21 protein-coding genes are annotated in these 22,554 nt (G+C 67.4%); 10 read left to right on the top strand and 11 right to left on the bottom strand.

All coding sequences use genetic code 11. The features are described 5' to 3' along the window. Positions 1 to 312: 312 nt before the first annotated feature. The 6 genes from FDA38_RS01085 to FDA38_RS01060 all read right to left on the bottom strand — a co-directional run bounded on the left by FDA38_RS01085 (position 313) and on the right by FDA38_RS01060 (position 7,541). Complete coding sequence (locus FDA38_RS01085; protein ID WP_137252194.1) at positions 313 to 1,107, bottom strand: DUF2785 domain-containing protein; 795 nt, start codon at positions 1,105 to 1,107, stop codon at positions 313 to 315. A 174-nt stretch (positions 1,108 to 1,281) separates the two neighbouring features. Continuing rightward, positions 1,282 to 2,046 carry an ABC transporter permease gene (locus FDA38_RS01080; RefSeq protein WP_137252193.1) on the bottom strand — a complete coding sequence of 255 codons (765 nt, stop codon included), beginning with the start codon at positions 2,044 to 2,046 and terminating at the stop codon, positions 1,282 to 1,284. A gap of 1 nt (position 2,047) precedes the next feature. Beyond that, positions 2,048 to 3,040: an ABC transporter ATP-binding protein gene (locus FDA38_RS01075; RefSeq protein WP_137252192.1), complete on the bottom strand. Its 993-nt coding sequence runs from the start codon at positions 3,038 to 3,040 to the stop codon at positions 2,048 to 2,050. Between the two features lie 270 nt (positions 3,041 to 3,310). Beyond that, complete coding sequence (locus FDA38_RS01070) at positions 3,311 to 4,513, bottom strand: DUF4142 domain-containing protein (RefSeq protein WP_170989543.1); 1,203 nt, start codon at positions 4,511 to 4,513, stop codon at positions 3,311 to 3,313. A gap of 139 nt (positions 4,514 to 4,652) precedes the next feature. Next, positions 4,653 to 6,956, bottom strand: coding sequence for a sodium-translocating pyrophosphatase (locus FDA38_RS01065; RefSeq protein ID WP_137252190.1), 2,304 nt, complete (start codon positions 6,954 to 6,956; stop codon positions 4,653 to 4,655). Between the two features lie 225 nt (positions 6,957 to 7,181). Further along, positions 7,182 to 7,541: an STAS domain-containing protein gene (locus tag FDA38_RS01060; protein WP_272948965.1), complete on the bottom strand. Its 360-nt coding sequence runs from the start codon at positions 7,539 to 7,541 to the stop codon at positions 7,182 to 7,184. Between the two features lie 188 nt (positions 7,542 to 7,729). Here FDA38_RS01060 and FDA38_RS01055 point away from each other — a divergent pair, with 188 nt between their 5' ends. The 10 genes from FDA38_RS01055 (at position 7,730) to FDA38_RS01010 (ending at position 19,220) form a co-directional block, all read left to right on the top strand. Continuing rightward, positions 7,730 to 10,039 carry a DEAD/DEAH box helicase gene (locus FDA38_RS01055; RefSeq protein ID WP_170989542.1) on the top strand — a complete coding sequence of 770 codons (2,310 nt, stop codon included), beginning with the start codon at positions 7,730 to 7,732 and terminating at the stop codon, positions 10,037 to 10,039. 36 nt (positions 10,040 to 10,075) lie between these two features. Further along, positions 10,076 to 10,477 (top strand): hypothetical protein, encoded by a 402-nt coding sequence (locus FDA38_RS01050; RefSeq protein WP_137252189.1) that lies wholly within the window; start codon positions 10,076 to 10,078, stop codon positions 10,475 to 10,477. Positions 10,478 to 10,795: 318 nt separating this feature from the next. Further along, positions 10,796 to 11,563: an RICIN domain-containing protein gene (locus FDA38_RS01045; RefSeq protein WP_170989541.1), complete on the top strand. Its 768-nt coding sequence runs from the start codon at positions 10,796 to 10,798 to the stop codon at positions 11,561 to 11,563. Positions 11,564 to 12,153: 590 nt separating this feature from the next. Continuing rightward, complete coding sequence (locus tag FDA38_RS01040; RefSeq protein WP_137252187.1) at positions 12,154 to 13,584, top strand: extracellular solute-binding protein; 1,431 nt, start codon at positions 12,154 to 12,156, stop codon at positions 13,582 to 13,584. Next, on the top strand, positions 13,584 to 14,510 hold the full coding sequence (locus FDA38_RS01035) for a carbohydrate ABC transporter permease (protein WP_137252186.1): 927 nt from the start codon (positions 13,584 to 13,586) through the stop codon (positions 14,508 to 14,510). The genes FDA38_RS01040 and FDA38_RS01035 overlap by 1 nt, the downstream gene beginning before the upstream one ends. Further along, positions 14,507 to 15,349, top strand: coding sequence for a carbohydrate ABC transporter permease (locus tag FDA38_RS01030; RefSeq protein WP_137252185.1), 843 nt, complete (start codon positions 14,507 to 14,509; stop codon positions 15,347 to 15,349). Before FDA38_RS01035 ends, FDA38_RS01030 begins: the two co-directional genes overlap by 4 nt. After that, a complete protein-coding gene (locus FDA38_RS01025) occupies positions 15,349 to 16,449 on the top strand; it encodes an ABC transporter ATP-binding protein (RefSeq protein ID WP_137252184.1) in 1,101 nt (366 codons plus the stop codon). The genes FDA38_RS01030 and FDA38_RS01025 overlap by 1 nt, the downstream gene beginning before the upstream one ends. 82 nt (positions 16,450 to 16,531) lie before the next feature. Next, positions 16,532 to 17,779: a CehA/McbA family metallohydrolase gene (locus FDA38_RS01020; RefSeq protein ID WP_137252183.1), complete on the top strand. Its 1,248-nt coding sequence runs from the start codon at positions 16,532 to 16,534 to the stop codon at positions 17,777 to 17,779. A gap of 56 nt (positions 17,780 to 17,835) precedes the next feature. Continuing rightward, a complete protein-coding gene (locus FDA38_RS01015) occupies positions 17,836 to 18,246 on the top strand; it encodes a hypothetical protein (RefSeq protein ID WP_137252182.1) in 411 nt (136 codons plus the stop codon). Then, entirely contained in the window at positions 18,243 to 19,220 is a 978-nt protein-coding gene (locus FDA38_RS01010; RefSeq protein ID WP_170989540.1) for a phosphotransferase family protein, read from the top strand. Before FDA38_RS01015 ends, FDA38_RS01010 begins: the two co-directional genes overlap by 4 nt. A gap of 57 nt (positions 19,221 to 19,277) precedes the next feature. Here the strand turns inward: FDA38_RS01010 and FDA38_RS01005 are convergent, their stop codons facing one another. The 5 genes from FDA38_RS01005 to FDA38_RS42845 form a co-directional block, all read right to left on the bottom strand. Further along, a complete protein-coding gene (locus tag FDA38_RS01005; protein ID WP_137252180.1) occupies positions 19,278 to 19,898 on the bottom strand; it encodes a response regulator transcription factor in 621 nt (206 codons plus the stop codon). Between the two features lie 183 nt (positions 19,899 to 20,081). Next, positions 20,082 to 20,630 (bottom strand): pilus assembly protein TadG-related protein, encoded by a 549-nt coding sequence (locus FDA38_RS01000; RefSeq protein ID WP_137252179.1) that lies wholly within the window; start codon positions 20,628 to 20,630, stop codon positions 20,082 to 20,084. After that, positions 20,627 to 20,962, bottom strand: coding sequence for a TadE family type IV pilus minor pilin (locus FDA38_RS42015; RefSeq protein ID WP_170989539.1), 336 nt, complete (start codon positions 20,960 to 20,962; stop codon positions 20,627 to 20,629). Before FDA38_RS42015 ends, FDA38_RS01000 begins: the two co-directional genes overlap by 4 nt. A gap of 316 nt (positions 20,963 to 21,278) precedes the next feature. After that, on the bottom strand, positions 21,279 to 21,725 hold the full coding sequence (locus FDA38_RS42570; RefSeq protein WP_137252177.1) for a DUF4244 domain-containing protein: 447 nt from the start codon (positions 21,723 to 21,725) through the stop codon (positions 21,279 to 21,281). Between the two features lie 101 nt (positions 21,726 to 21,826). Then, positions 21,827 to 22,543 carry a type II secretion system F family protein gene (locus FDA38_RS42845; RefSeq protein WP_233714451.1) on the bottom strand — a complete coding sequence of 239 codons (717 nt, stop codon included), beginning with the start codon at positions 22,541 to 22,543 and terminating at the stop codon, positions 21,827 to 21,829. Positions 22,544 to 22,554 lie beyond the last annotated feature (11 nt).

Here is a 22,554-nt window from a genome sequence, read left to right as displayed (position 1 = left end):
TCCACGCGCCCTCTCTAGAACCCGCTGCCCCCGACGGCCTTGTAGCTCAAAGCTAACCTTGCCGGGGACCAGATCTGATGGTGTTGGCACTACTTGGGTAGTGGCGTTGGCACCACCATGGGAGGGGGCCATGGCCTGCCAGCAGAGACCTTGTCACGGACGAGCCTCCACTGCCACCTGACTTCACCTGTACTCCGCCCTGGACCTCGACATGCCGTTGCTCGGGGAGGATTCAGGGAAAAACAAGACGAAAGTCGGATGCGTCGTACTCCGTCAGGTAGTTGCCGACAGCCCTGCATCGCCTGAGAGAGCTCAGAGATAGTACGGCGTGACGATCCGGAACACGTCCGCCAGCCTTGTCTTGACCTGTTCGCGGTGCGGGATCGGCGTGAGCTTTTTCTCATCCCCGACCCGCGGGCCGTGATCGGCCAGCACGTATACAACCCGCAACGTCCGGATAGTGTTCGTCACCTCGGGAGTGATCCCCTCGGCAGGCGGGTTCGACAACGCCCGGATCACCGGATCGAGCCATTCGACCGCATCGGACTCGGTCAGGTCCTCGCGCGTCAGCGTCGCCGCCAGCGCGTACCCGAGCCGGTCGTCCTCCATATCGCGCAGCACGTACGCCGTGGGCGTCAGCAACCGCCCGATCCCCAGCCGGAGCATCTGGATCGGCTCGACCGCCGCGTGCTGCCCGAGCGTCCCGAGCAGATCGGCCCCGTGCGCGATCGCGTGCAGCCAGCCGAGCTTCTCGTCGTACCCGCGCAGGTCCTCCTCGGCGACGTACCAGCGCTCGAACGGCGGCACCCAATGCGGCTCGTAGACCCCGGCGGCCACGATGCAGTCGAGGATCAGCGGCGCGAACGTCCGCGCCTGGATCTCCGGGTCGCCGAACCGCGGAATCATCTCGTCACCGAGCGCCCGCAGCTCCTCGGCCGTCAGCACCCCGCGGCCGATCCAGGTCGCAAGTACGGCGTACGCCTGGCGATCCCGTACGACGGGATCCGGCGATCGCAGCATGCCCACCAACTCGGCCACCAACTCGCCCGTGGAGCGGCCCTCAGGGACCGCGTAGCCCGCCTCGCGCACCTGCGCCCAATCGGTCATGCGCGGCACCGTAGACGCTCGCCGGGCCACCCGCCAACCCTTGATCAACAGGAGAAACGGCCCGTGGTCCATCCGGTCTCCCGGATGTACCACGGGCCGTCGCGGCCAGGACCCCTCAGCCCGACCGGGCTCCCTGCCCCGGCCAGGGCCCCTCAACCTCGACCGGGGTGGCTTCTATGCGTCGCGCTTGCTCGCCGAGAAGAGGGCGATCGCCATCAGCGCGGCCGCCCAGCCGGCGAAGTACAGCAGTGCCCACCAGGGACCGAGAGCGAAGTCGCTGCCCCCGGCGCCCGCACCGGCCAGACCGAAGTCCTGGCCCTGGTTCAGGAACGAGCTGCCGTTCGCGAACGGCGCCCACCGGGCCAGGTCGTCGCCGACCTTGGGGATCAGGTTGACCAGGTTCTCGACCAGCAGCGGCCAGAGGATCAGGATCGCGATCGCACCGGCGCTCTGCCGGATCAGGATGCCGACCGCAACCGCGATCACCGCGGAGATCGCGAAGACCAGGCCCTGACCGGCCAGCAGCCGCCACTCGGCCCCGGTGTTGATCGACAGGTCCGCGTTGCTGGCGAACAGGCTGCCGACGCCCCACGCGCCGAAGGACGCGATCAGGCCGATGACACCGGACAGGAACGCGACCACCGCGGTCTTGCCCAGCAGCAGCGCGGCGCGCTGCGGAACGGCCTGGAAGCTGGTCCGGATGGTGCCGAACCGGTACTCGGTGGTGACGGCCAGCGCGGCCATCACCATCATCACCATCTGGCTGAGCTGTGCGCCCGGCTGGGTGATGAAGATCGTCGCCTGCTGCTCGTCGGCGCCCTTGAGGAAGCCGGTCGTCAGCGCCGCGAACCCGACGGTCAGCACGGCTGCGACGATCATGCACCACCACGGCGAGCGGGTGGAGAAGAGCTTGATCCGCTCGACAGTGATCACCGACATGTCAGTTGTCCTCCTTCGGACCCGCGGCCACCTCGGCGCCCGACGGCGCGTCGAGCTCGGTCACGGCAGCGATCTCGTCGTGCGCGTGGTACTCGACCGAGTCACCGGTCATCTGCATGAACGCCTGCTCCAGCGAACCGCGCTGCAGCGTCAGCTCGTGCAGCACGATGCCGTGCGCGGCGGCCGTCTCGCCGATCTGGTCGGTGGTCAGGTCGCCCTCGACGAAGAGCACCTTGCCCTCGTTCTCGACGTCCTCGATCCGGGTGACCAGTTGCTGCTGGTGCAGTACGCCGGCCAGCTGGTCGAGCTGCGGCGTACGGACCTTGACCGTCGTACCACTGGCCCGGTCGACGAACTCCTGCGTCGTGCTCTGCGCGATCAGCTTGCCGCGGCCGATCACGACCAGGTCCTCGGCGGTCAGCGCCATCTCGGACAGCAGGTGGCTGGAGACCAGCACGGTCCGGCCTTCGTCGGCCAGCCGGTGCATGAACGTACGGATCCAGACGATGCCCTCGGGGTCGAGGCCGTTGACCGGCTCGTCGAAGAGCAGCACCTCCGGGTCGCCGAGCAGTGCGCCGGCGATGCCGAGCCGCTGCGACATACCCAGTGAGAAGGCGCCGGCCCGCTTGTTCGCGACCGCGGACAGGCCGACCATCTCCAGGGCCTTGTCGACCGAGTCCTTCGGCAGCTTGTTGGAAGCGGCCATCCAGGTCAGGTGCGCACGCGCCGAGCGGTTCGGGTGCACCCACTTGGCGTCCAGCAGCGCGCCGACCTTGGTCAGCGGCCGGTGCAGATCCCGGTAGCGCTGTCCGTCGATCGTGACCTCGCCGGACGTCGGGGTGTCGAGACCGAGGATCATCCGCATGGTGGTCGACTTACCGGCCCCGTTCGGGCCGAGGAAGCCGGTCACCTTTCCCGGTTTCACCTCGAAAGACAGGTTGTCAACGGCAACTGTTGCGCCGTATCGCTTGGTGAGGCCCTTTGCCTCGATCATCGCCGTACTCCTCTTTCGGTGGCGCACCTGGTAGTGGACTGTGTAGCTCTCAGTATCGAGGTCACCGGGGTCCGGATCATCGGACCCCGGGCGGATCCGGTGTGTCCACCCGTGGGTTGATTCTGCCGTCCGCCGGACGTCGGCAGCTATCGGTTAAAGCCCTGACCACGACCCCGACGATCCCCTATGCGAGGGTCTTGGCGCATCAGCCGAAAGTCGACGGACGCCCGTACTTCGGTCGGTCGCAGGTGGAAGTGACTACCAAACGGCTCAGACCACCGGGACGCCGTACAGCACCAGGTTGTGCGTGTAACGGTGTGCTTTGTGGTCGTACGAGCCGGTGCAGGTGACCAGCACCAGCCGCGGCTTTCCGGCACCCTGGAAAAGGTCGCGCGGCAAGGCACTCTGCAGATAGGTGCGCCGAGCCACGATCTTGTACCGGTGCACGTGTCCGTCCCCACCCGTCACCGAGACCTTGGCACCCACCGGTACTGCGGAGAGCCCTGCGAACACCGCCGGCCCGGACCGGGCCGTGTCCACGTGCCCGGCGAGCAGAACAGTGCCACCGTCGGAGCCCGGGGCCGCGCCCGCCGCCCACCAGCCCACGGCGTTCGGAGATGTCGGCATCTGCAGCTGGCCGTCGCTTCCTGTGGCGACCGCCTGCACCGGCGCGTTCTCGACGCCTTGCAGCTTCAACCGGACCGGTGGGATGGCAGCTTCCCGTTCTTCCGCGGAATTTCCGGCCTTCGGAACCTGTCCCGCGTTATTGGGCTGCCCACCGAACACCATCACCAGCCCGGCGCCGATCGCCGCAAAACCGAGGAGCCGGCGCCGCATCGAGATCGCCTTGCCGAGCAACAGCAGTACTCCGATGCCGAGCAGGATCAACGCCGCGCGCGAGCGAGCCTTCTGGGCATCGCCCACCTGGCCGCCGTCGCCGGTCGGCACGACCGGCTTGCTGGTCACGATGTGGCAGGTGGGCGTCACCATGTCCAGGTGCATCTGGACCACGGGCTTGGCGCCCTCGGCCAATGACTCGACGGCAGGCGAGGCGCTCTTCGGCACATCGCCGTTGATCAACGCGAGGTACTCCTGGTGCAGCTGCCGCTGCAACGCGAGCCAAGCAGCGTCGTACGACGAGGTCCCGGCCTTGGCTCCCAGCGCGTCGAGCTGTTCGCGCTGCTGGACTGAAGGCAGCGTCGCGAGCTTGATACCGAATCGGCCGGCGAGCTCGGACTCCTGCGCGGCGAGCCGGCGGTGATCGCGTTCCATCTGCGTACCGACGCTTCGCACGCACGAGCTCTGGCCCTGGGCATTCGCCGCGTGGGACGCCTGGATGATCGTCAGATTGAGCTGGTGTGCTGTGTTGAGGTAGGTGGCATCGGGCGTCGCGGCGTACGCCGACTGCGCCGTACCCACCAGACCTGCCACGACCAGAAGCAGCAGGGCGATCGCCGATCGACGGGGAGACATAGGTCCTGCCACCTCCCCCCAACGGACGTTTCGTCGTATCGACAGTAAGGCGGTCACCGGTCTGGGTCCAGACATGCGAAACGGCCCGCCGATCAGACCGGCGGGCCGCTTCATCAGCTGCTGCTGTCAGTACTGCGAACTACGCGGCCGCGTTGACCTCGGCCGGAGTGTCGGAGATGACCGACTCCCGGCGCTTCGAGACGTAGACCGCGGCGGCCAGGATGATCACCGCGACGACCGCGATGATGATCCGGAGCGTCTTGTTCGGGTCGTCGCCGATCGCCGACATCCCGACGACGGCCGGAGCGATCAGCACCGAGACCAGGTTCATCACCTTGATCAGCGGGTTGATGGCCGGGCCGGCGGTGTCCTTGAACGGGTCGCCGACGGTGTCACCGATGACGGTGGCCTCGTGCGCGGGCGAACCCTTGCCGCCCCAGTTGCCGTCCTCGACCAGCTTCTTGGCGTTGTCCCAGGCACCACCGGAGTTGGCCAGGAAGACCGCCATCAGCGTGCCGGCGCCGATCGCACCGGCCAGGTAGCCGGCCAGGGCCGCGGCGCCGAGGCCGAAGCCGACGGCGATCGGCGCGGTCAGTGCGAGCAGACCAGGCGTGGCCAGCTCCCGCAGCGAGTCCCGGGTGCAGATGTCGACGACCTTGCCGTACTCCGGCTTGCCCGTCCCCTCCATGATCCCGGGGATGTCGCGGAACTGCCGACGTACCTCGTAGACGACCGCACCGGCGGCGCGGCCGACGGCGTTGATGGCCAGACCGGAGAACATGAACACCACGGCCGCACCGAGGATGATGCCGACCAGCGTGCCCGGGTTGAAGACCAGTGCGTCGGCCTCGAACTTCGGGTAGTTGTCGGCCAGCGACGTCCGGATCGCGTCGGTGAACGAGCCGAACAGCGCGGTCGCGGCCAGTACGGCGGTCGCGATCGCGATGCCCTTGGTGATGGCCTTGGTGGTGTTGCCGACGGCGTCCAGTTCGGTCAGGATCTGGGCCGCCTCGCCGTCCACGTCACCGGACATCTCGGCGATGCCCTGCGCGTTGTCGGAGACCGGACCGAAGGTGTCCATCGCGACGATGACGCCGACGGTGGTGAGCAGACCGCAGCCGGCCAGCGCGATCGCGAACAGCGCGACCACACCGGAACCGCCGACCAGGAAGGCGCCGTACACGGCCGCCGCGATCACCACGGCGGTGTAGACGGCGGACTCGAAGCCGACCGAGATACCGGACAGGATCACGGTCGCGGCACCGGTCAGCGAGGTCTTGCCGACGTCGCGGACCGGCTTGTCCTCGGTGCCCGTGTAGTAACCGGTGAGCGCCAGGATGACGGCCGCCAGCACGATGCCGATGATCACCGAAACGGTGGCAATCAGCCGCGGGTCGCCGTCGTACGCGGCGATCGTCTCGGTCGCGCCGGTCAGGTCCTTGAAGCTGCTCGGCAGGTAGACGAACGCTGCCACCGCACAGAGCACGGCAGAGATGACCGCGGAGATGTAGAAGGCCCGGTTGATCGTGCGCAGGCCGTTCTCACCGGTCCGCGGACGGGTCAGGAAGACACCGATGATCGCGGTGACCGCGCCGATGGTCGGCACGATCAGCGGGAAGATCAGGCCCTGCTCACCGAACGCAGCCTTGCCCAGGATCAGCGAGGCCACCAGCATCACGGCGTACGACTCGAACAGGTCGGCCGCCATACCGGCGCAGTCGCCGACGTTGTCGCCCACGTTGTCGGCGATCGTCGCCGCGTTCCGGGGGTCGTCCTCGGGGATGTTCTGCTCGACCTTGCCGACCAGGTCCGCGCCGACGTCGGCGGCCTTGGTGAAGATACCGCCGCCGACACGCATGAACATGGCGAGCATCGCGGCGCCGAAGCCGAAGCCCTCGAGCACGGTCGGGGCGTCACCCTTGAAGATCAGCACGACCAGCGCGGCGCCGAACAGGCCGAGGCCCACGGTCGCCATGCCGACGGTGCCGCCGGTGCGGAACGCGACCCGCATCGCCGGGTTGCGTCCCTCGTCGCGGGCAGCCGCGGCGACCCGGACGTTGGCGCGCGTCGCGAGCCACATGCCCAGGTACCCGATCGCGGCGGAGAAGCCCGCACCGATCAGGAAGAAGACGGAGCGGAAGATCTTCAGCGTGGTCTCGTTGCCGCCGTCGGTGTGCGCCGGCAGCAGGAACAGCAACAGGAACGCAACCACGGCGAAGATCGACAATGTCCGGAACTGCCGGTTCAGGTACGCCGATGCGCCTTCCTGAACCGCCGCGGCGATCGTCTTCATGTTCTCGGTGCCATCGTTCGCGGCAAGCACCTGGCCCCGGAAGACCATCGCGATGACGACCGCGAGGATCGCGATCACCCCGACGACAATCACCAGAGTGGTGTTGCTCGACGAAAGATCCACCGCTTGTGGTGCAAGCAGCGCGGACATCCGTCCTCCTTGTAGGCAACCCATCCAGGCTTGACGGCCCCCATCTGCCGCAACCGAAGGGTTGGGGAAATACGACACAACGCCAATGGACTGGCGCGGTGGGCTACTCTAACGGGTTCCCGACCAGACCTGACGACAGGGTGGTCTACGCCATACCCGGGTGTCTGAGCAAGCAGCTCACTCTTCGTAGCCTTGTGGACACCTTTTCGCTTCGGGACGCCGGGATCAGATCGCCGAGGCGACGTCCGGATGGATGTCGAAGACCTTTGTCAGGCCGGTGATCCGGAAGATCTTCAGCAGCCGTTCCTGGGTACAGACCAGGGACAGCGAACCGTCGTGGGTGCGCACCCGTTTCAGCCCGCCGACGAGAACGCCGAGGCCGGTGGAGTCCAGGAACTCCACGCGTTCCAGGTCGATGACCAGGTCGTAGACCCCTTCATCGACAAGCGCGGCGATCTTCTCGCGGAGCTTCGGTGCGGTGTAGACGTCGATCTCCCCCGCCACCTCGATGACGGTCCGCCCGCCCTCGGCGCGCGCGGTCAGCGACAGATCCACTTCGGCCTCCGATCCCGTGAACTGCTGCATTCAACCATGTACGGACCGTGAGTAAGACCCGCTACCGAAAACTCTTTCATCTCGTCAGACCGAAGTCGATTCCCCTCCCCAAAAAGCCGCGTGCATCCGACCGTGTGCATCCGACCGTGCACGCCGCACGTGCACTCTCAGCTCGTCCTCAGCGATTCGCTGTCCGTGCCACGCCCTAAGCTCGCGGTATGCGTGCAGGTGGTGAGGCGGAGGCTGTCCTGAAACGCCTGGCCGCCGGTCGTGACGACCGGTTGACCCACGTCGAGTCCGTGCCGCCCCGGTTGGGGCAAACGTGTGATTGGCCGCGCTGGGTTCCGGACGAAGTGCTCGGCCAGCTGCGCGACGCCGGCATCACGGCTCCGTGGACACATCAGGTCGCCACGGCCGAAGCGGCGTACGCCGGGAAGCACGTCGTCGTCGCGACCGGGACCGCATCGGGCAAGTCGCTCGGCTATCTGCTGCCGGCCTTTGCCACGTTGAGCATTGCGCAGGCCGCGTCACCACATCGCCGTACTGCGTCGTTGTTGTACCTGTCTCCGACGAAGGCGCTGGCGCACGACCAGCTGCGCGCGGTCTCGTCGTACACCGTGCCCGGTCTGCGTGCGACGACGCTGGACGGGGACTCCGAGCGCAGCGAGCGCGACTGGGCGCGCGACCATGCGACGTACGTGCTCAGCAATCCGGACATGCTGCACCGGTCCGTTCTGCCGAATCACCAACGCTGGGCGCGTTTTCTGGGCTGCCTGCAGTACGTCGTGGTGGATGAGTGTCACCACTACCGCGGCGTCTTCGGCGCTCATGTGGCCGGCGTACTGCGACGGTTGCGGCGGGTCTGCGCGCAGTACGGCGCTCATCCGATCTTCATCTGCGCTTCGGCGACTGTTGCCGAGCCGGCGGTGTCAGGCGAACGCTTGACCGGCCTGCCGATGGTGGAGGTGGTCGAGGACGGCTCTCCGCGCGGCGGCATCGCGTTTGGTCTCTGGGAGCCTCCACTGACCGCAATGCATGGTGAGAACGGCGCACCGGTACGACGTTCCGCCACGGCCGAGGTGGCCGACCTGCTGAGCGATCTGGTCGTCAGTGGTGTCCGGACTGTGGCGTTCGTCCGTTCGCGGCGCGGTGCGGAATCGGTTGCGATGACAGCACGCGAGAACTTGGCCGAGGTCGACCCGACGCTGATCGACCAGGTGTCGGCGTACCGGGCCGGCTATCTGCCGGAGGAACGGCGGCGCCTCGAGGGGATGTTGCAGAGCGGCGAGCTGACCGGTGTCGCGGCAACCAATGCGCTCGAGCTGGGCATCGACATCGCCGGACTGGACGCCGTACTGCTATCTGGTTGGCCTGGCACGCGCGCATCGCTCTGGCAGCAGGCTGGGCGTGCTGGCCGAGCTGGTGGGGATGCAGTTGCGTTGCTGATCGCTCGCGACGATCCGCTCGACACCTATCTGGTGCGCCATCCGCGCGCGATCTTCGGTCGGCCGGTCGAGGCAACGGTCTTCAACCCGGAGAACCCGTACGTCCTCGGTCCGCAGTTGTGTGCGGCCGCGCAGGAGGTCCCGCTGACCGAGGATGACTTCGAGATCTTCGGCAGTACGACGTCGCAGGTCATCGCACAACTCGTGCTGCAGGGCGCGCTGCGGGAGCGGCCCCATGGCTGGTTCTGGACGCGCCGCGAGCGGGCCGTCGACGCCATCGACATCCGGTCGGCCGGCGGGAAGACCGTGCAGATCGTGGAGGACCAGACCGGTCGCTTGCTCGGCACGGTCGACGGCGGCTCGGCGCACTCGTCGGTCCATGAGGGCGCCGTCTACGTGCACGCCGGCGAGTCGTACCTGGTCCGGTCCCTCGACCTCGAGGAGCATGCCGCTGTCGTCGAGCCGGCCTCCCCGGACTACACGACGTTCGCGCGGGACACGACCGAGATCAGCATCCTGGCGACCGAGGAGACCTGTAGCTGGGGTACGGCGGAGTTGTCGCGCGGCTGGGTCCAGGTGAAGAGCCAAGTCATCTCGTACCAGCGCAAGCTGATCGCGACGGGCGACGTACTCGATGAGCAGCCTCTCGACCTGCCGGAGCGCACACTGCGGACCAAAGCGGTCTGGTGGACGATGCCCGACACCGCGGTCGCGGACCTGGGCCTGTCCGACGTACCAGGAGCGGCGCATGCGGCCGAGCATGCGTCGATCGGACTGCTCCCGCTGTTCGCCACCTGCGACCGCTGGGACATCGGCGGCGTCTCCACCGCCCGCCACGCCGACACCGGCTGCCTCACCGTCTTCGTGTACGACGGGCACCCCGGCGGAGCCGGATTCGCCGAACACGGGTACGCCGCGGCGCGCGAGTGGTTGACCGCGACACGCGAGGCGATTGCACACTGTGAATGTACGGACGGATGCCCGTCGTGCGTACAGTCACCCAAGTGTGGGAACCAGAACAACCCACTCGACAAGAGCGGCGCGGTAGCGCTGCTCTCCGCATTGCTGAGCAGTGAGGCCTGAAGGGCCGGCGTAGGGCCGGCGGAAAGGCAGCTTGCCATGGCCGTCCTCGGAATTGTTCTGATTGCCCTCGCGGTGCTGTTCGGTCTGGGCGTCTCGGTGTCCTCGACCGCGTCCACCAAGCTCGAGGTGTTCGGCGTCGACTTCGGCGTCTCGGTGCCGACCGTGTTCTTCCTCGGCGCCCTGGCCGGCGCCGCGCTGATCTTCGGGCTGTGGCTGCTGAAGAAGGGCCTCGGCCGCGGCTACCGCCGACGCAAGGAGATGCGCGAGCTGCGCGCCCAGGCCACAACCACGCCGAGTGACACCGTCGGCGGCGAGATCACAGAGGGTGACACGTCCGCACCTGCCCTCGAGACCGCCGGCGACACCCCCGCCGACGAGCGTCTGGCCTCCGAGCAGGAGCTCGCCCCGGACCCCAATGACACCAAGCAGCCGCACTGACCACTCTGTTGCCTACGGCATCAACTCTCCCGGCAAGCTACCTGAATACCGCCGGATTGCCGTAAGATCTCGATCACCTCACAGCGGTCGCACGGCGACCCGGCAGCCCGATTTCGATGCCTTGCGCAACGAGATCGGGCTTGGCAGTTAGTTGCCATTGGCATCAAGTTTCGCAGGATCGGCATAACCTCCCCGGTCCCACCTGTGCCTTACTGGTTGTGGCGTCAACGTCGCGCTGAGTCACTGCCGGCGTTCCGGCTCGCGTACGGGGTCCCGACGACCTGACGCCGTGAGATAGCACGACCTCTGGAGGTTGTCTTGATCATCCGTAAGCTGTTCAGCCGTACCGGCGTGGCAGTGCTCGCAGTCAGCGTCGCACTCGCCACCGCCGTACCGGCCCAGGCCGCGAACCCCGTCTCCGAAGGCTCGAAGACACCGGGCGTCACGGTGGGCGTGGCACAACAGATCGCCACCCGCTCCGACACGCGGTACTGCCTGACGTTCGTCGCGGCCGCCAAGGTCCCGATGGCGGTCATGATGGCCTGCGCGCCGGGCAAGGAAGGCAAGACCCAGGAGTGGATCTACACCGAGTCCGGCCAGCTGCAGGTCGCGATGAGCAAGAGCGTCGGTGGCGCCCTTGCAACGACCGGCGCCTGCCTGGACAGCGGTGCGGACCTGGCGAAGGTACCTGCCGCCGCGCCACTGCTGGTACTGCCCTGCCGTGAAGGCACCGGGCAGAAGTGGAGCTACGACAAGGACGCGGGCACGTTCGTGAACGCTGCCAGCGGCCTTGCCCTGACCTCGCTGCTTGGCAAGGGGAAGGCCAAGCAAGCACAACCGACCGGCAGCATGAGTGCGGCCGGCACGCCGATCCAGGCCTGGGCCGGACTCCCGGTGCCGAGCCTGGACATCCTGGGCGCGGTGCTGGCGCTCGTGAACGCGCTGCTGGCGTCGCTGGGCCTGGCCCTGCCGCTGCCGATCGCGGGCGCGGCGGCCAGCCTGCTGTCGCTGCTGCGGCCGCAGCTGCCGATCCCGGCCCAGATGACGGTGCTGCCGAAGCAGATGATGCAGCTGGCGCAGAGCTGACCTGAGGAGGTTCCAGCCAGACACACGGTCGGCCCCGACATCATGTCGGGGCCGACCGTTTTCTTCTCCTTCGAATCGACGTGAATCTTCAGTTGTGTCTGGTGAAGCGAACGACGGCTGCTCGATGCTCGGGGATGACGTTTCGGAATCCCCGCTGCTTGCGCGTCAGCGGGAGCCCGGCGTCGTCGTCACCGCTCGGCCGTCAGGTCCGCAGCCGTCACCAGGCGGCCACGGTCACCACCAACACCAGTGATGGCAGTGATCAAGCAGGTCGTCGAGAAGGCAAGCAACTCCGTGGAGCAGTCCCATGTCTGTCACCTCCGATCCACTGAACCGGTCGGCAAGACAGTAGCTCCGATCCTCACGCTCTGTATCTAGTCAACTACCTGTTGCCACAGAACCTTGAGCATCCTTTAACTCTTCCGCAATGCGTCCCGCGGAATCCCGGCTTGACAGCGCACGCTTCGTTGCCTACAGCACCTGCATGGTTCACGCGCGGTTGGGAAAAAGTCTTCACATAGTCGTTTGAGAGTGACAATCTTTGACCGGCACTCTCCCCGGCCCACTTTCGCCTTTCGCTAGGAGCCTCGATGCGATCACTCTCGCGGTTGACCACCGCCGGCGTCCTCGGCGCCGCCGCCCTCGCGCTGCTCACCGGATGCCTCGGCTCCTCCGACGCGGGCAGCAGCGGCGGTCAGGACGCGAACCGGAACGCCGACGCCAAGAAGGTCGAGCTGACCATCGGCTCGAACTCGGTCAAGGGCGGTAAGAGCAGCGCCGGGGCGACGTTCCTGTCCGACGTACTGATCCCGAAGTTCGTCGCCGACCAGAAGGGCAAGGGCGTCGACGTCACGGTCAAGTTCCAGGGCGACGGCTCCGACGACGAGGTCTACAAGCAGAAGCTGTCCCTCGACCTGTCGAACAAGTCCGGACCGGACCTGTTCCAGATCGACGGCATCTGGGTCGGCGAGTTCGCGCAGGCCGGGTACATCAAGCCGCTCACCGACACCGTCGGCGACGCCGCCAAGGTGAACGACTGGGACGGCTGGAAGCAGATCCCCGAGTCCGTCCAGGCGCTCGGCAGCTACAACGGCCAGCGGTACGGCGTACCGGGCGGCACCGACGGCCGGGTGCTCTACTTCAACAAGAAGCTGTTCCAGCAGGCCGGACTGCCGGCCGACTGGCAGCCGAAGTCGTGGGACGACATCATCTCGGCCGGCCAGGCGCTGAAGAAGCTGCCCGGCGTGACGCCGATCCAGATCAACGCCGGTACGGCGATGGGCGAGGCGACCACCATGCAGGGCGTACTGCCGCTGCTGGTCGGCACCGGCGCGACCGTCAACACCGACGGCAAGTGGCTGGGCAACAGCCCGCAGCTGCGGCAGGTGCTGGACTTCTACCACCAGATCTACAGCACCGGTCTCGGCGACCCCGTGCTGCAGAAGGAGGCCAAGGGCCGGGACAAGTCGTTCGCGGAGTTCGCGGCGAACAAGATCGGCATCCTCGGCGAGAGCGACTACTTCTGGCGCAGCGTGGTGGAGCCCAAGGAGGGTGTGGCCAAGATGGCCGACCGCGACAGCGCGGTGGGCTGGGCACTGATCCCGGCCATGAAGCCGGGCGCGGGCGTGAAGGGCCAGGACTTCGTCTCGATGTCGGGCGGCGGCGCGACCGTGATCAACCCGAACACGAAGTTCCCGCAGCAGGCGTGGGAGCTGCTGCAGTTCATGAACTCCTCGGAGATGGTGAAGGCGTCGCTCGACGGCGCGGCGAAGATCACGCAGCGGTCCGACGTCAACAGCGAAGTACTCGCGAGTGACCCGATGCTGAGCTTCATCGCCGAGAAGGTCCTGCCGATCACGCAGTTCCGTCCGGGTCTGGCGGAGTACCCGAAGATCTCGGCGGCGCTGCAGCAGGCGACCGCGGATGTGGTGGCCGGGAAGAGCACGGACGCGGCGGCATCGGCGTACCAGAAGGCGGTCGAGACCGCGGCCGGCGGCAAGGACAAGGTCACCAGTAACTGATGGCTTCCCCCTCCGCACCTCTTGAGGGCGTCGGGCCCGGGCGGGGTCGTGCGCCCGCCCGGGATGTCGCGGGGCTCGGCGTCGGCCGGGCCCTCGGCTTCGTCGCGCCCGCGTTCCTGCTGATCGGCGCTTTCCTGATCTTCCCCGCGCTCTGGACGATCTACATCGGCATCACGAACTACCGGCTGACCGGTGTCGAGGCCGTGTCGCCGTCGATCGTGGGGCTGTCGAACTACACCAAGGCGTTGAACGACGCGCTGTTCCACAACGCGTTGTGGCTGACGTTGGTGTTCGTGCTCGGTTCGGCGATCATCGGGCAGAACATCCTCGGCTTCACGCTGGCGTGGATCATGCGGCGTACGCGGCCCGCCGTACGCCGTACCGTCGAGGCCTTCGTCCTGCTCGCGTGGATCCTGCCGTCGACCGTGGTCGCGTACCTGTGGGTCGCGTTCTACGACCGCGACGGTGGCACGCTCAACAGCTTGCTGGGTACGTCGGGGACCGCGTGGCTGATCGACTATCCGATGGCCTGCCTCGTGGTCTTCAACACGTGGCGCGGTACGGCGTTCTCGATGATGCTCTACTCGTCCGCGTTGCAGGCCGTCCCGCCGTCGCAGCTCGAGTCGGCGCGGATGGTCGGCGCATCGGGCTGGCAGACGCTGCGGGACGTGGTGTTCCCGCACATTCGCGGACATGTGCTGACGAACACGCTGCTGATCTCGCTGTGGACGGCGAACGACTTCTCACCGTTCCTGCTCACCAAGGGCGGACCGAACCACGAGTCCGAGACGGTGCCGGTGTACATCTACAACGTGGCGCTGCAGGGCGGTGAGCTCGGGTACTCGTCGGCGATCTCGTTCCTGCTGCTGATCGCGAACCTGCTGGTCTCATTGATCTACCTGCGACTGCTTCGGAGGCGCTCATGAGCAGGCAGTCGTTGCCGACGACCCCCGCCTTCGTCCTGCGGCGCATTGGGTTCTACGTGCTGATCTGCGCGATCACGCTGTTCTTCGCCGTACCGATGCTGTGGATCGCCTCGGCGCCGTTCGACGCGTCGCCCGGCCTCGGCGTGCACTGGCCGGACTGGACGCTGGAGAACTTCCGCAAGACCCTCGAGCACCCGTACGCGATGCACTCGATGGTCAACTCGCTGCTGATCTGCGTGACGACGGCCGTTGCCGTGACGGCGTTCGCGGCGTTGGCGTCGTACGCGCTGTCGCGGGTGCGGATCCCGGGACGGGACGCGTTGCTCTACGGGTTGCTGCTGTTGTCGTCGGTGGTCACGGGTACGGCGGCGATGGTGCCGATCTTCGTGATGATGTTCCAGCTGGGGCTGATCGACTCCCGGTTCGGGGTCGCGCTGGTGATGACCGGCGGGTTGTTGCCAGCGGCAATCTTCATCCTGAAGGACTTCGTCGACGCGGTGCCGAAATCCTACGAGGAGTCGGCGCGGGTCTTCGGCGCGTCGACGGGCCAGATCCTGCGCGATGTCGTACTCCCGGTCGCACGGCCCGGGCTCGCGACGATCATGGTCTGGGCGTTCGTGAACTCCTGGGGCAACTTCCTGGTGCCCTTCCTGCTTCTCCGGTCGATCGACAAGCAGCCCGGTGCGGTGCTGATGCAGACCCTCACCGACGAAGGCGGCAGCGTGAACCTGCAGGTGCTGCCGGTGTTCTCGCTGCTGTTCTCGATCCCGGTCGTCGTGCTGTACCTGTTGGTGAACTCGCGGTACGGGTTCCGCTTCCATGGAGGGATCAAGAGCTGATGGCGGGCATCGACATCGAAGGCCTCGCAACCGTCTACCCGAACGGCGTCCGCGCCGTCGACGGGCTGGACCTGCACGTGGCCGACGGCGAGTTCTTCGCCCTCCTCGGCCCGTCCGGCTGCGGCAAGACGACCCTGCTCCGGACGATCGCCGGTCTGGAAGCTGCCAGCGAGGGCACGGTCCGGATCGACTCGGCCGATGTGACACGGGTCGAGCCGGGCAAGCGCGGCGTCGCGATGGTCTTCCAGGACTACGCGCTCTTCCCGCACATGAACGTCTCCGAGAACATCACCTACCCCTTGAAGGTACGCCGGGTCGCCGCGGCTACTCGTGCCGATGTTGCTTCTCGTACCGCGGGCGAACTGTCGCTGCAGGGGTTGCTCGAACGCAAGCCGGCGCAGCTGTCCGGCGGGCAGCAGCAGCGTGTCGCGCTTGCGCGTGCGATCGCATCCGAGGGCAAGGTGCTGCTGCTGGACGAGCCGTTGTCGAACCTCGACGCCCGGCTCCGCCTCGAAGCCCGCACGTTCCTGAAGAAGCTGCAACGGGACCTCGGCATCACGACGGTCTTCGTCACCCATGACCAGGCGGAAGCCCTCGCGCTGGCCGATCGGATCGCCGTGATGGACTCCGGCAAGCTTCGCCAGTTGGGGTCGCCTCGTGAGGTCTTTGCCCGGCCTGTGAACACCTTCGTGGCCAACTTCATCGGCTCGACTCCGATGAACCTCCTGCCGGGCACAGTCACCACGTCTGGCACCGGGGCAGTCTCGGTGGCGGGTGGTTCGTTGCCTGCTACAACCGGTTCTGTTCCTGCCGACGCCGAGGTGACGGTCGGTATCCGGCCTGAGTACCTCACGGTCGTCTCGGGTGATGTCACCGGACCTGCCCTCCGCGGCGTTGTTGTCGTCGCCGAGAACCTCGGCACCCAGTCGCTCGTCACCGTCGACTGCGACGGCACCCTCGTCGGCGTGACCGTCCCCGAAGAAGCCGAACCCACTCCAGGCACCGCAGTCGTCCTCACCGCCCCCGCCTCCCGAGTCCTCCTCTACGACCGCAACTCCGGCGAACTCCTAGCCCGCCAACCAGCCACGGTCGCCTCATGACCGTCACGTCGTATCGCCCTCACCCGTGTCGGGTGGCCGCCACGTCGTACCGCCGGACACCGGAGAGCTGGGAAGCCGTCTGATGGCTGTGACCTCCTACAAGCGCCGCTGGACGCTGGACGATCGAGCCGAGTCTCCATGGCACTCGCTCCCCGTCGACATCCCGGCCGACTGCCCCGGCCTGCTTGTCACCCTCACCATCCCGCCGGTCGAAGGTGCCGTCATCGACATCGGCTGCGAAGGCGCGGCCGGCTGGCGCGGGTGGTCCGGCGGCGCCCGTCAAACCTTCGCCATCACCCCCGACGCCGCCACCCCCGGCTACCTCCCCGGCGAACTCGAACCAGGCACCTGGTGGATCGTCCTCGGCCTGCACCGCATCCCGGTCGAAGGCGTCGAACTCCTCGTCGAAGCCACCACAGGCCCGGTCTCCAACATCCCGGGCCTCAACGAGTACGCCGACGCGAGCGCCGCCATCGCAGTACCGCCGCGACCACCACGCCGTACGCTCCCCGCATCCTCCGGACTGAAATGGATCGCCGGCGACTTCCACGCGCACTCACTCCACTCCGACGGCTCCACCCCGGTCGCCAACCTCGCTGCACTCGGGGTGTCGGCCGGCCTCGACGTACTCGCCGTTACCGACCACAACACCGTCGCCCACCACGCAGAACTCCCCGCGCTCAGCAACCATTTCGGCATCGGCCTCATCCCCGGCCAGGAAGTCACCACCGACACCGGCCACGCCAACGCGTTCGGCGAGATCGGCGTGATCGACTTCCGCCAACCCGCCGCCACCTGGGTCTCCGAGGTCGCCCGCCGCGGCGGTCTCCTCTCCATCAACCACCCCCTCGGCGGCGACTGCGCCTGGCGTCACCCGCTCCCCGAACACCCACCGCTCGCCGAGATCTGGCACTCCTCCTGGCTGGACCACACCTGGGGTGGGCCCATCGCCTGGTGGCAGGCCTGGGGTCTCGAAGGCACCACCCCCATCGGCGGCAGCGACTGGCACAACCCGACTTCATTCACGCCACCCGGCTCCCCCACCACCTGGATCGCCGTAGACGCCAACGCCGAAGGCCCGGGCGAGTTGGCGGCCGCTACCCTGGCCGGCCTGTCTGCGGGCCGAACCGCCCTCTCGTGGTCCTACACGGCTCCTGTCCTGGTCCGAGCCGACGACGAACTCATCGCGATCGACGCGGCCGACACGCTCGTCATCTCCCCCGCCAGCACCCGCCACGCCGTCCGTTCGTCCGCCGAACGGATCCCCGCCACGCCCGGCCCGCACATCCTCGTCACCCACACCGGAGAGTTCCTGGCGACGTGCGGCTGACCCGCGGCGACAGTTCTCTACCGGAGCGCGCGGCCGCCTTCCGGCAGACTGGCCTCATGACGAGCGAGCGGCCTCAGGTGATCGTGGTAGATGCTGCGAACGTCGTCGGTTCCCGCCCCGACGGCTGGTGGCGCGATCGCCCCGGCGCAGCGCGACGTCTCCTCACGAAGCTCGCCGTACTCCAGCAACGCCTGCAGGACACGACCGACATCGTCGTGATCCTCGAAGGCGCCGCCCGAGCCGCCGTCACCGGCCCCGACGCTCCCGACACCGGCAACCTTCGCGTCGTCCTCGCCCCAGGCTCCGGCGACGACACCATCGCTGCCGTCACCGCCGAAGCCGCGGCACAACCCCAAAGTCCTGAGGTCACCGTGGTCACCGCCGACCGCGGCCTCCGCGAGCGAACAGACCCCACCGGCGCGACCGCCGTCGGCCCCCGCTGGCTCCTAGACCAACTCGAGTCTTGAAGCACGCGGCGGAATCCATCGCCAAGGTCTTCGGACTCGGCCGGTCCATCGAGCCTCTTACCCCGGTCCAGCACACCAGCTTCGAGACCTGGCGTCTTCGAACAGCCTCAGCCGACTATCTCGTCAAACGGCTGTGGGGCCTCGAAGACCCACCATGGTGGACCCGCATCGAGCAGGGCATGGCGCTGGAGGCGGCCGCACTCGCGCAAGGCCTGCCCATCGCCCGGCCGGTCGAACCGACGGCTCCGGCCTTCGGATACGCGGCCCGGGTGGACGACTTCGGCACTGTTCGCCTGTACGACTGGATCGACCACCGCACGCTCACACCCGCCGATGACGTGGCAGCGTGGCTCGGACGGGTCGCTGCGCGGCTACACGGGCTGATGCCGCTGACCGGCGTACAGCCCGAATGGCGTTGGTGGGGAGTCTTCCCGCGCGACCGCTGGGAGGAATGGGCGGCAATCGGCCGAAGCCAGGACAAGCCGTGGGCAGATGCGCTCGCTGAGAAGGTCGGCTTCTTCGGCGAGCTGGGCCGGTCGATCCAGGCCGCGTTCACCGCAGCCGACGACCAAGTACTGAGCCACGGCGATCTCGAGCCGTACAACGTCCTGGTCTCAGCCGAAGGCCCCGTCCTGATCGATTGGGAGAGCGTGGCCTGCGAAAGCGCCACCCTGGAATTCTCCCGCGCCGCGCTGAGTTTCGGCGGTGACGACCCTGCCCGGATCTCCCGCATCCTCCAGAAGTACGTCGACTCCGGCGGCACGCTGGCCGCGATCGGCGACGACCTGTTCCTCCGCACGGTCTCGCTCCACCTGTGCCACCTCGCCGAACGCCTCGACGTCGAAGTCGGCAAAGAACCTCCTCCAGGGTGGATGCAAGGCCAAGACCTGACCGCCTTGATCAGCCAGGACCTACAGACGCTCCCCCAAACCGTCCACCGCCTCCGCACCCTGGCCACCGCCTGCCTCGGCTAGTCGACGCATCCAGCCGTCGTGCTCGGCTAATCGACGCAGCCAGCCATCGTGCCTCGGCTAATCGAGGAGCCAGCCGTTTTGCTCGGCTACCTGGATCGCGTCGGAACGCGTGCGGGCTCCGGTCTTACCGATGGCGGACCAGAGCCGGGTGCGTACGACGCGCTCGGACACCTGGAGCTTGCGTGCCATCAGCGCAACCGAACCGCCTTCTCGTGCGGCGCGCAGGGTGTCGGTCTCGTTCTGATCGAGGGGAGTCTCGGAGTACTGCAGCGTCTCGGCGGCGAGGTCTGCGTCGACCACGCGGAGGCCGAGGTGCACCCGGCGTACTGCATCCGCAAGCTGCGGTGCCGGACACCCCTTCAGCGCGAACCCTTTGGCGCCAGCGTCGAGCCCGCGGCGGAGGTGCACCGGTCGACCGTACGTGGTGAGCATGACGACCCGGCATTCCGGCATCGACGTACGCAGCTTGGTGGTGACGGTGATGCTGTGGTTCCCCGGTCCGCCCGCGTCGAGCAGAGCGACGTTCGCGCGGTGCCGTTTCGCCGCACCCACGACGTCGTCGGTTCTGTTGAGCTCGGCAACGATCTCCAGATCGCGTTCGCGCTCCAGACCGCTGCGGAGCAAGCCTCGGCTGAGGATCTGGTCGTCGACCAGCAACAGCCGAATCCGGTCGGGCAAACGGGCCTCCGAGGTATCCGTCCGGGCGTCGGGGAAGTACGTCCGGGAAGATGAGTTGGACTCGGTTCCAGATCATGGAGCGCGGCGACGCGAGTCGTCCACATCAACGCGGCATCTCTACCAGATTGCGACCAGATCGCGACCACACCAGAACCAGGCTCTAGTTTGCCCTGTTGGCGGTGCTCAGAGAGGACCGGCCCTGGCGGTCGCAACGAGGGTCCGATGGCCGAACGGAAGATCGAGCTCGAGCGACACCTGGATGGTTACATCGTCAGCAGTCACGCGGCAGCTGGCGAGGCGGACCTTGTTGAGAATCGCAATGCGGGCCGCGGTTTCACACGGCGCGGCGGGTTCGGTGACGGTCGGTTGATCGGCATTTGACGAGTGCATCGCATCAAGTCGCTGCGTAGTCAGCGAGGTAGCCATCGCGTGTGTGGCGGCCGCGCGCATGTCGCCGACGGCAGCCGCGCTGGTGTCGCCGCTAGCAGCCGCGCGCACGTCGCCGGTGGCAGCCGCGCGCGCGTCGCCGACGGCAGATGCGGGATCGGTGGGCAATTCGGATGTCGCCAGGAATTGGGCGGCACTTAGGGCGGTTAGGTCTGCCGCGGTGGTGAGTCTGTGGCGCGCGGTGGAGATGGTGGACCAGAGGGTGGCTGCGGCTAGGGCTGTGATGAGGAGGACGGCGGCTAGCAGGGTGTGGATGGTGGCGCTGCCTCGTTCCGATCGGGTCATGGGGTCGCCTCTGGTTCGGCTTGGAGGGTCGCGGTTGCTGTTAGGCGGGTGGGAGTCAGGAGAGTGAGGAGTGGAGGGGTGTGGGTCGGGGTCGCGGAGACGGTTACGTGGATGTCTTCGGACTCGCGAGTGATGGTGATCGTGCCGGTCGGGATGGTGCGGCGGCCGATGGCTTCTGCTTGATCGGGTGGTTCGCCCCGGGCTACTGCTCGGGCTACGTCGCGGGCGGCGTCCATGCATCGGATGTTGAGTACGACGAGACCGATGGACCAGATACCTAAGAGGAGCAGGGAAAACAGCACGGGCAGTGCAATCGCGAGTTCCGCCGTCACGGCGCCGCAGTGGTTGCGGCGGGACGTCCTGGGGCGGTGGGAGCTGTTGGGGGAATGGCAGCGAGTGGTTTGGGTGGAGCCGGCGGTGCGATGGGAACACGCGGCGTGGTGGGAGCACGCGGTGCGGTCGGAGCACGCGGTGCGGTGGGGACACGCGGTCTCGGGGGAATCGGCTGTCGGGCGGGACTCGGCGGTGTGGAGGGAGCCGTTGGGGTGGGCGGTCGAGTTGGGTGGCGGGCGGCGGGGCAATGGGGGCTCCTTGGGGTGGCGACCGGTCGGGGAGGGGTGGCCCGACCGGTCGCCGGATCGGGGGTGGTTAGAGGTGGACGCCTTCTACGCCGGCGATTTTGAGGGCGTAGTTGATGAGGGCTTTGAGGGCGTTCTGCATCACGGGGGATTTGAGGAGGGCTACCAAGATGCCGCCCAGGCCGCAGGCGGCGACGATCGTGACGGCGTACTCGGCGGTTGCGGCGCCGCGTTCTGTTCGGGTTCGGAGGTCTCGGAGGGTGCGCGGGCGGAGGCGTCGGAGGGTGCGGGCGCGGCGATGTTCTCGAGTGTCGGGCAGCAGGTGATTGGAGATGTGGGGCAGGAGGTGCTCCGGGGTGCGGGACGGGAAGGGCTCGGAGATATGAGAGTCGGAGGGTTTGGTGGTGGTGAGGGGGTTGGCTCGGGTGGGCTGGGGGCTGGCTTGGGTGAGGTGGAGGTTGGCTTGGGCGGGATTGGGGTTGGGGTGGTTGCTGGGGGCTACTACTGGGGTGGACATGTGCGGCCTCCTGGGCTCGGCTTGGAGTGAGTCGTCGTTGACAACATGCCGTTGTTGGATGGGCTTTTTTATAAGGACTTTTGGGGTTGTGGATTTCTCGGTTAGGGGGTGAGGACGTAGGGGATCAGGGAGTCGGCGATGGTGGGGACTATTGAGAGGAGGACGAAGGCTGGGAGGAAGCAGAGGCCTAGTGGGAGGGCTGCTCGGGACTCGGTGGCTCTGGCTTGTTGGTCGGCGGTGTGGTGGCGGGAGCGGCGGGTTTCGTCGGCTAGGTGTTCGAGGGTTTTGGAGAGTGGGGCGCCGGAGCGGATGGAGCGGGTGATTGCTCGGGCCATGGGGGCGCAGGAGGGTTCGGCGCGTAGGTGAGCCCAGGCGGTGGATGGGTCTGCGCCGAGGGCTAGGTGGTGGGCGATCTTTGTGAAGAGATCGGCCAGGGGGCCGGGGAGGGCTTCGGCTACGAGGGTCAATGCGTGTTGGGGTGGGCGGCCGGCGCGTAGGCAGGCGGTCAGGAGGTCGATGGCTAGTGGGAGGTCGCGGGCTAGTTGGGCGTTGCGTTGTTTGGTGGCGGCTGGTTCTAGGCGGGAGAGGGATCGGGGGACGGCGTACAGGGCGATGGCTGCTGGGATTGCGCCCCAGGGGAGGCCGATGAGGAGTAGGGCGGCTAGGGCTGTGGCGGTGGCTGCTAGGCGGTGGTGGGGCGGGGTGCGTGGGCGGGTGCGAGGTCGGGGGCGGGTTAGGCGGCGGAGGTTGGGGCGGGGTGGAAGTAGGAAATAGATGCTTAGGGCAACTGCTGTTGCGGCGGCGAAGGCTTGGGTCATGGGGGCTCAGG

It is taken from the genome of Kribbella jiaozuonensis, assembly GCF_005233875.1.
In the GTDB taxonomy this organism is placed as follows: domain Bacteria; phylum Actinomycetota; class Actinomycetes; order Propionibacteriales; family Kribbellaceae; genus Kribbella; species Kribbella jiaozuonensis.
Note: the sequence above shows the minus strand (reverse complement) of the source record. Positions and strands in the feature narration are given on the sequence as shown.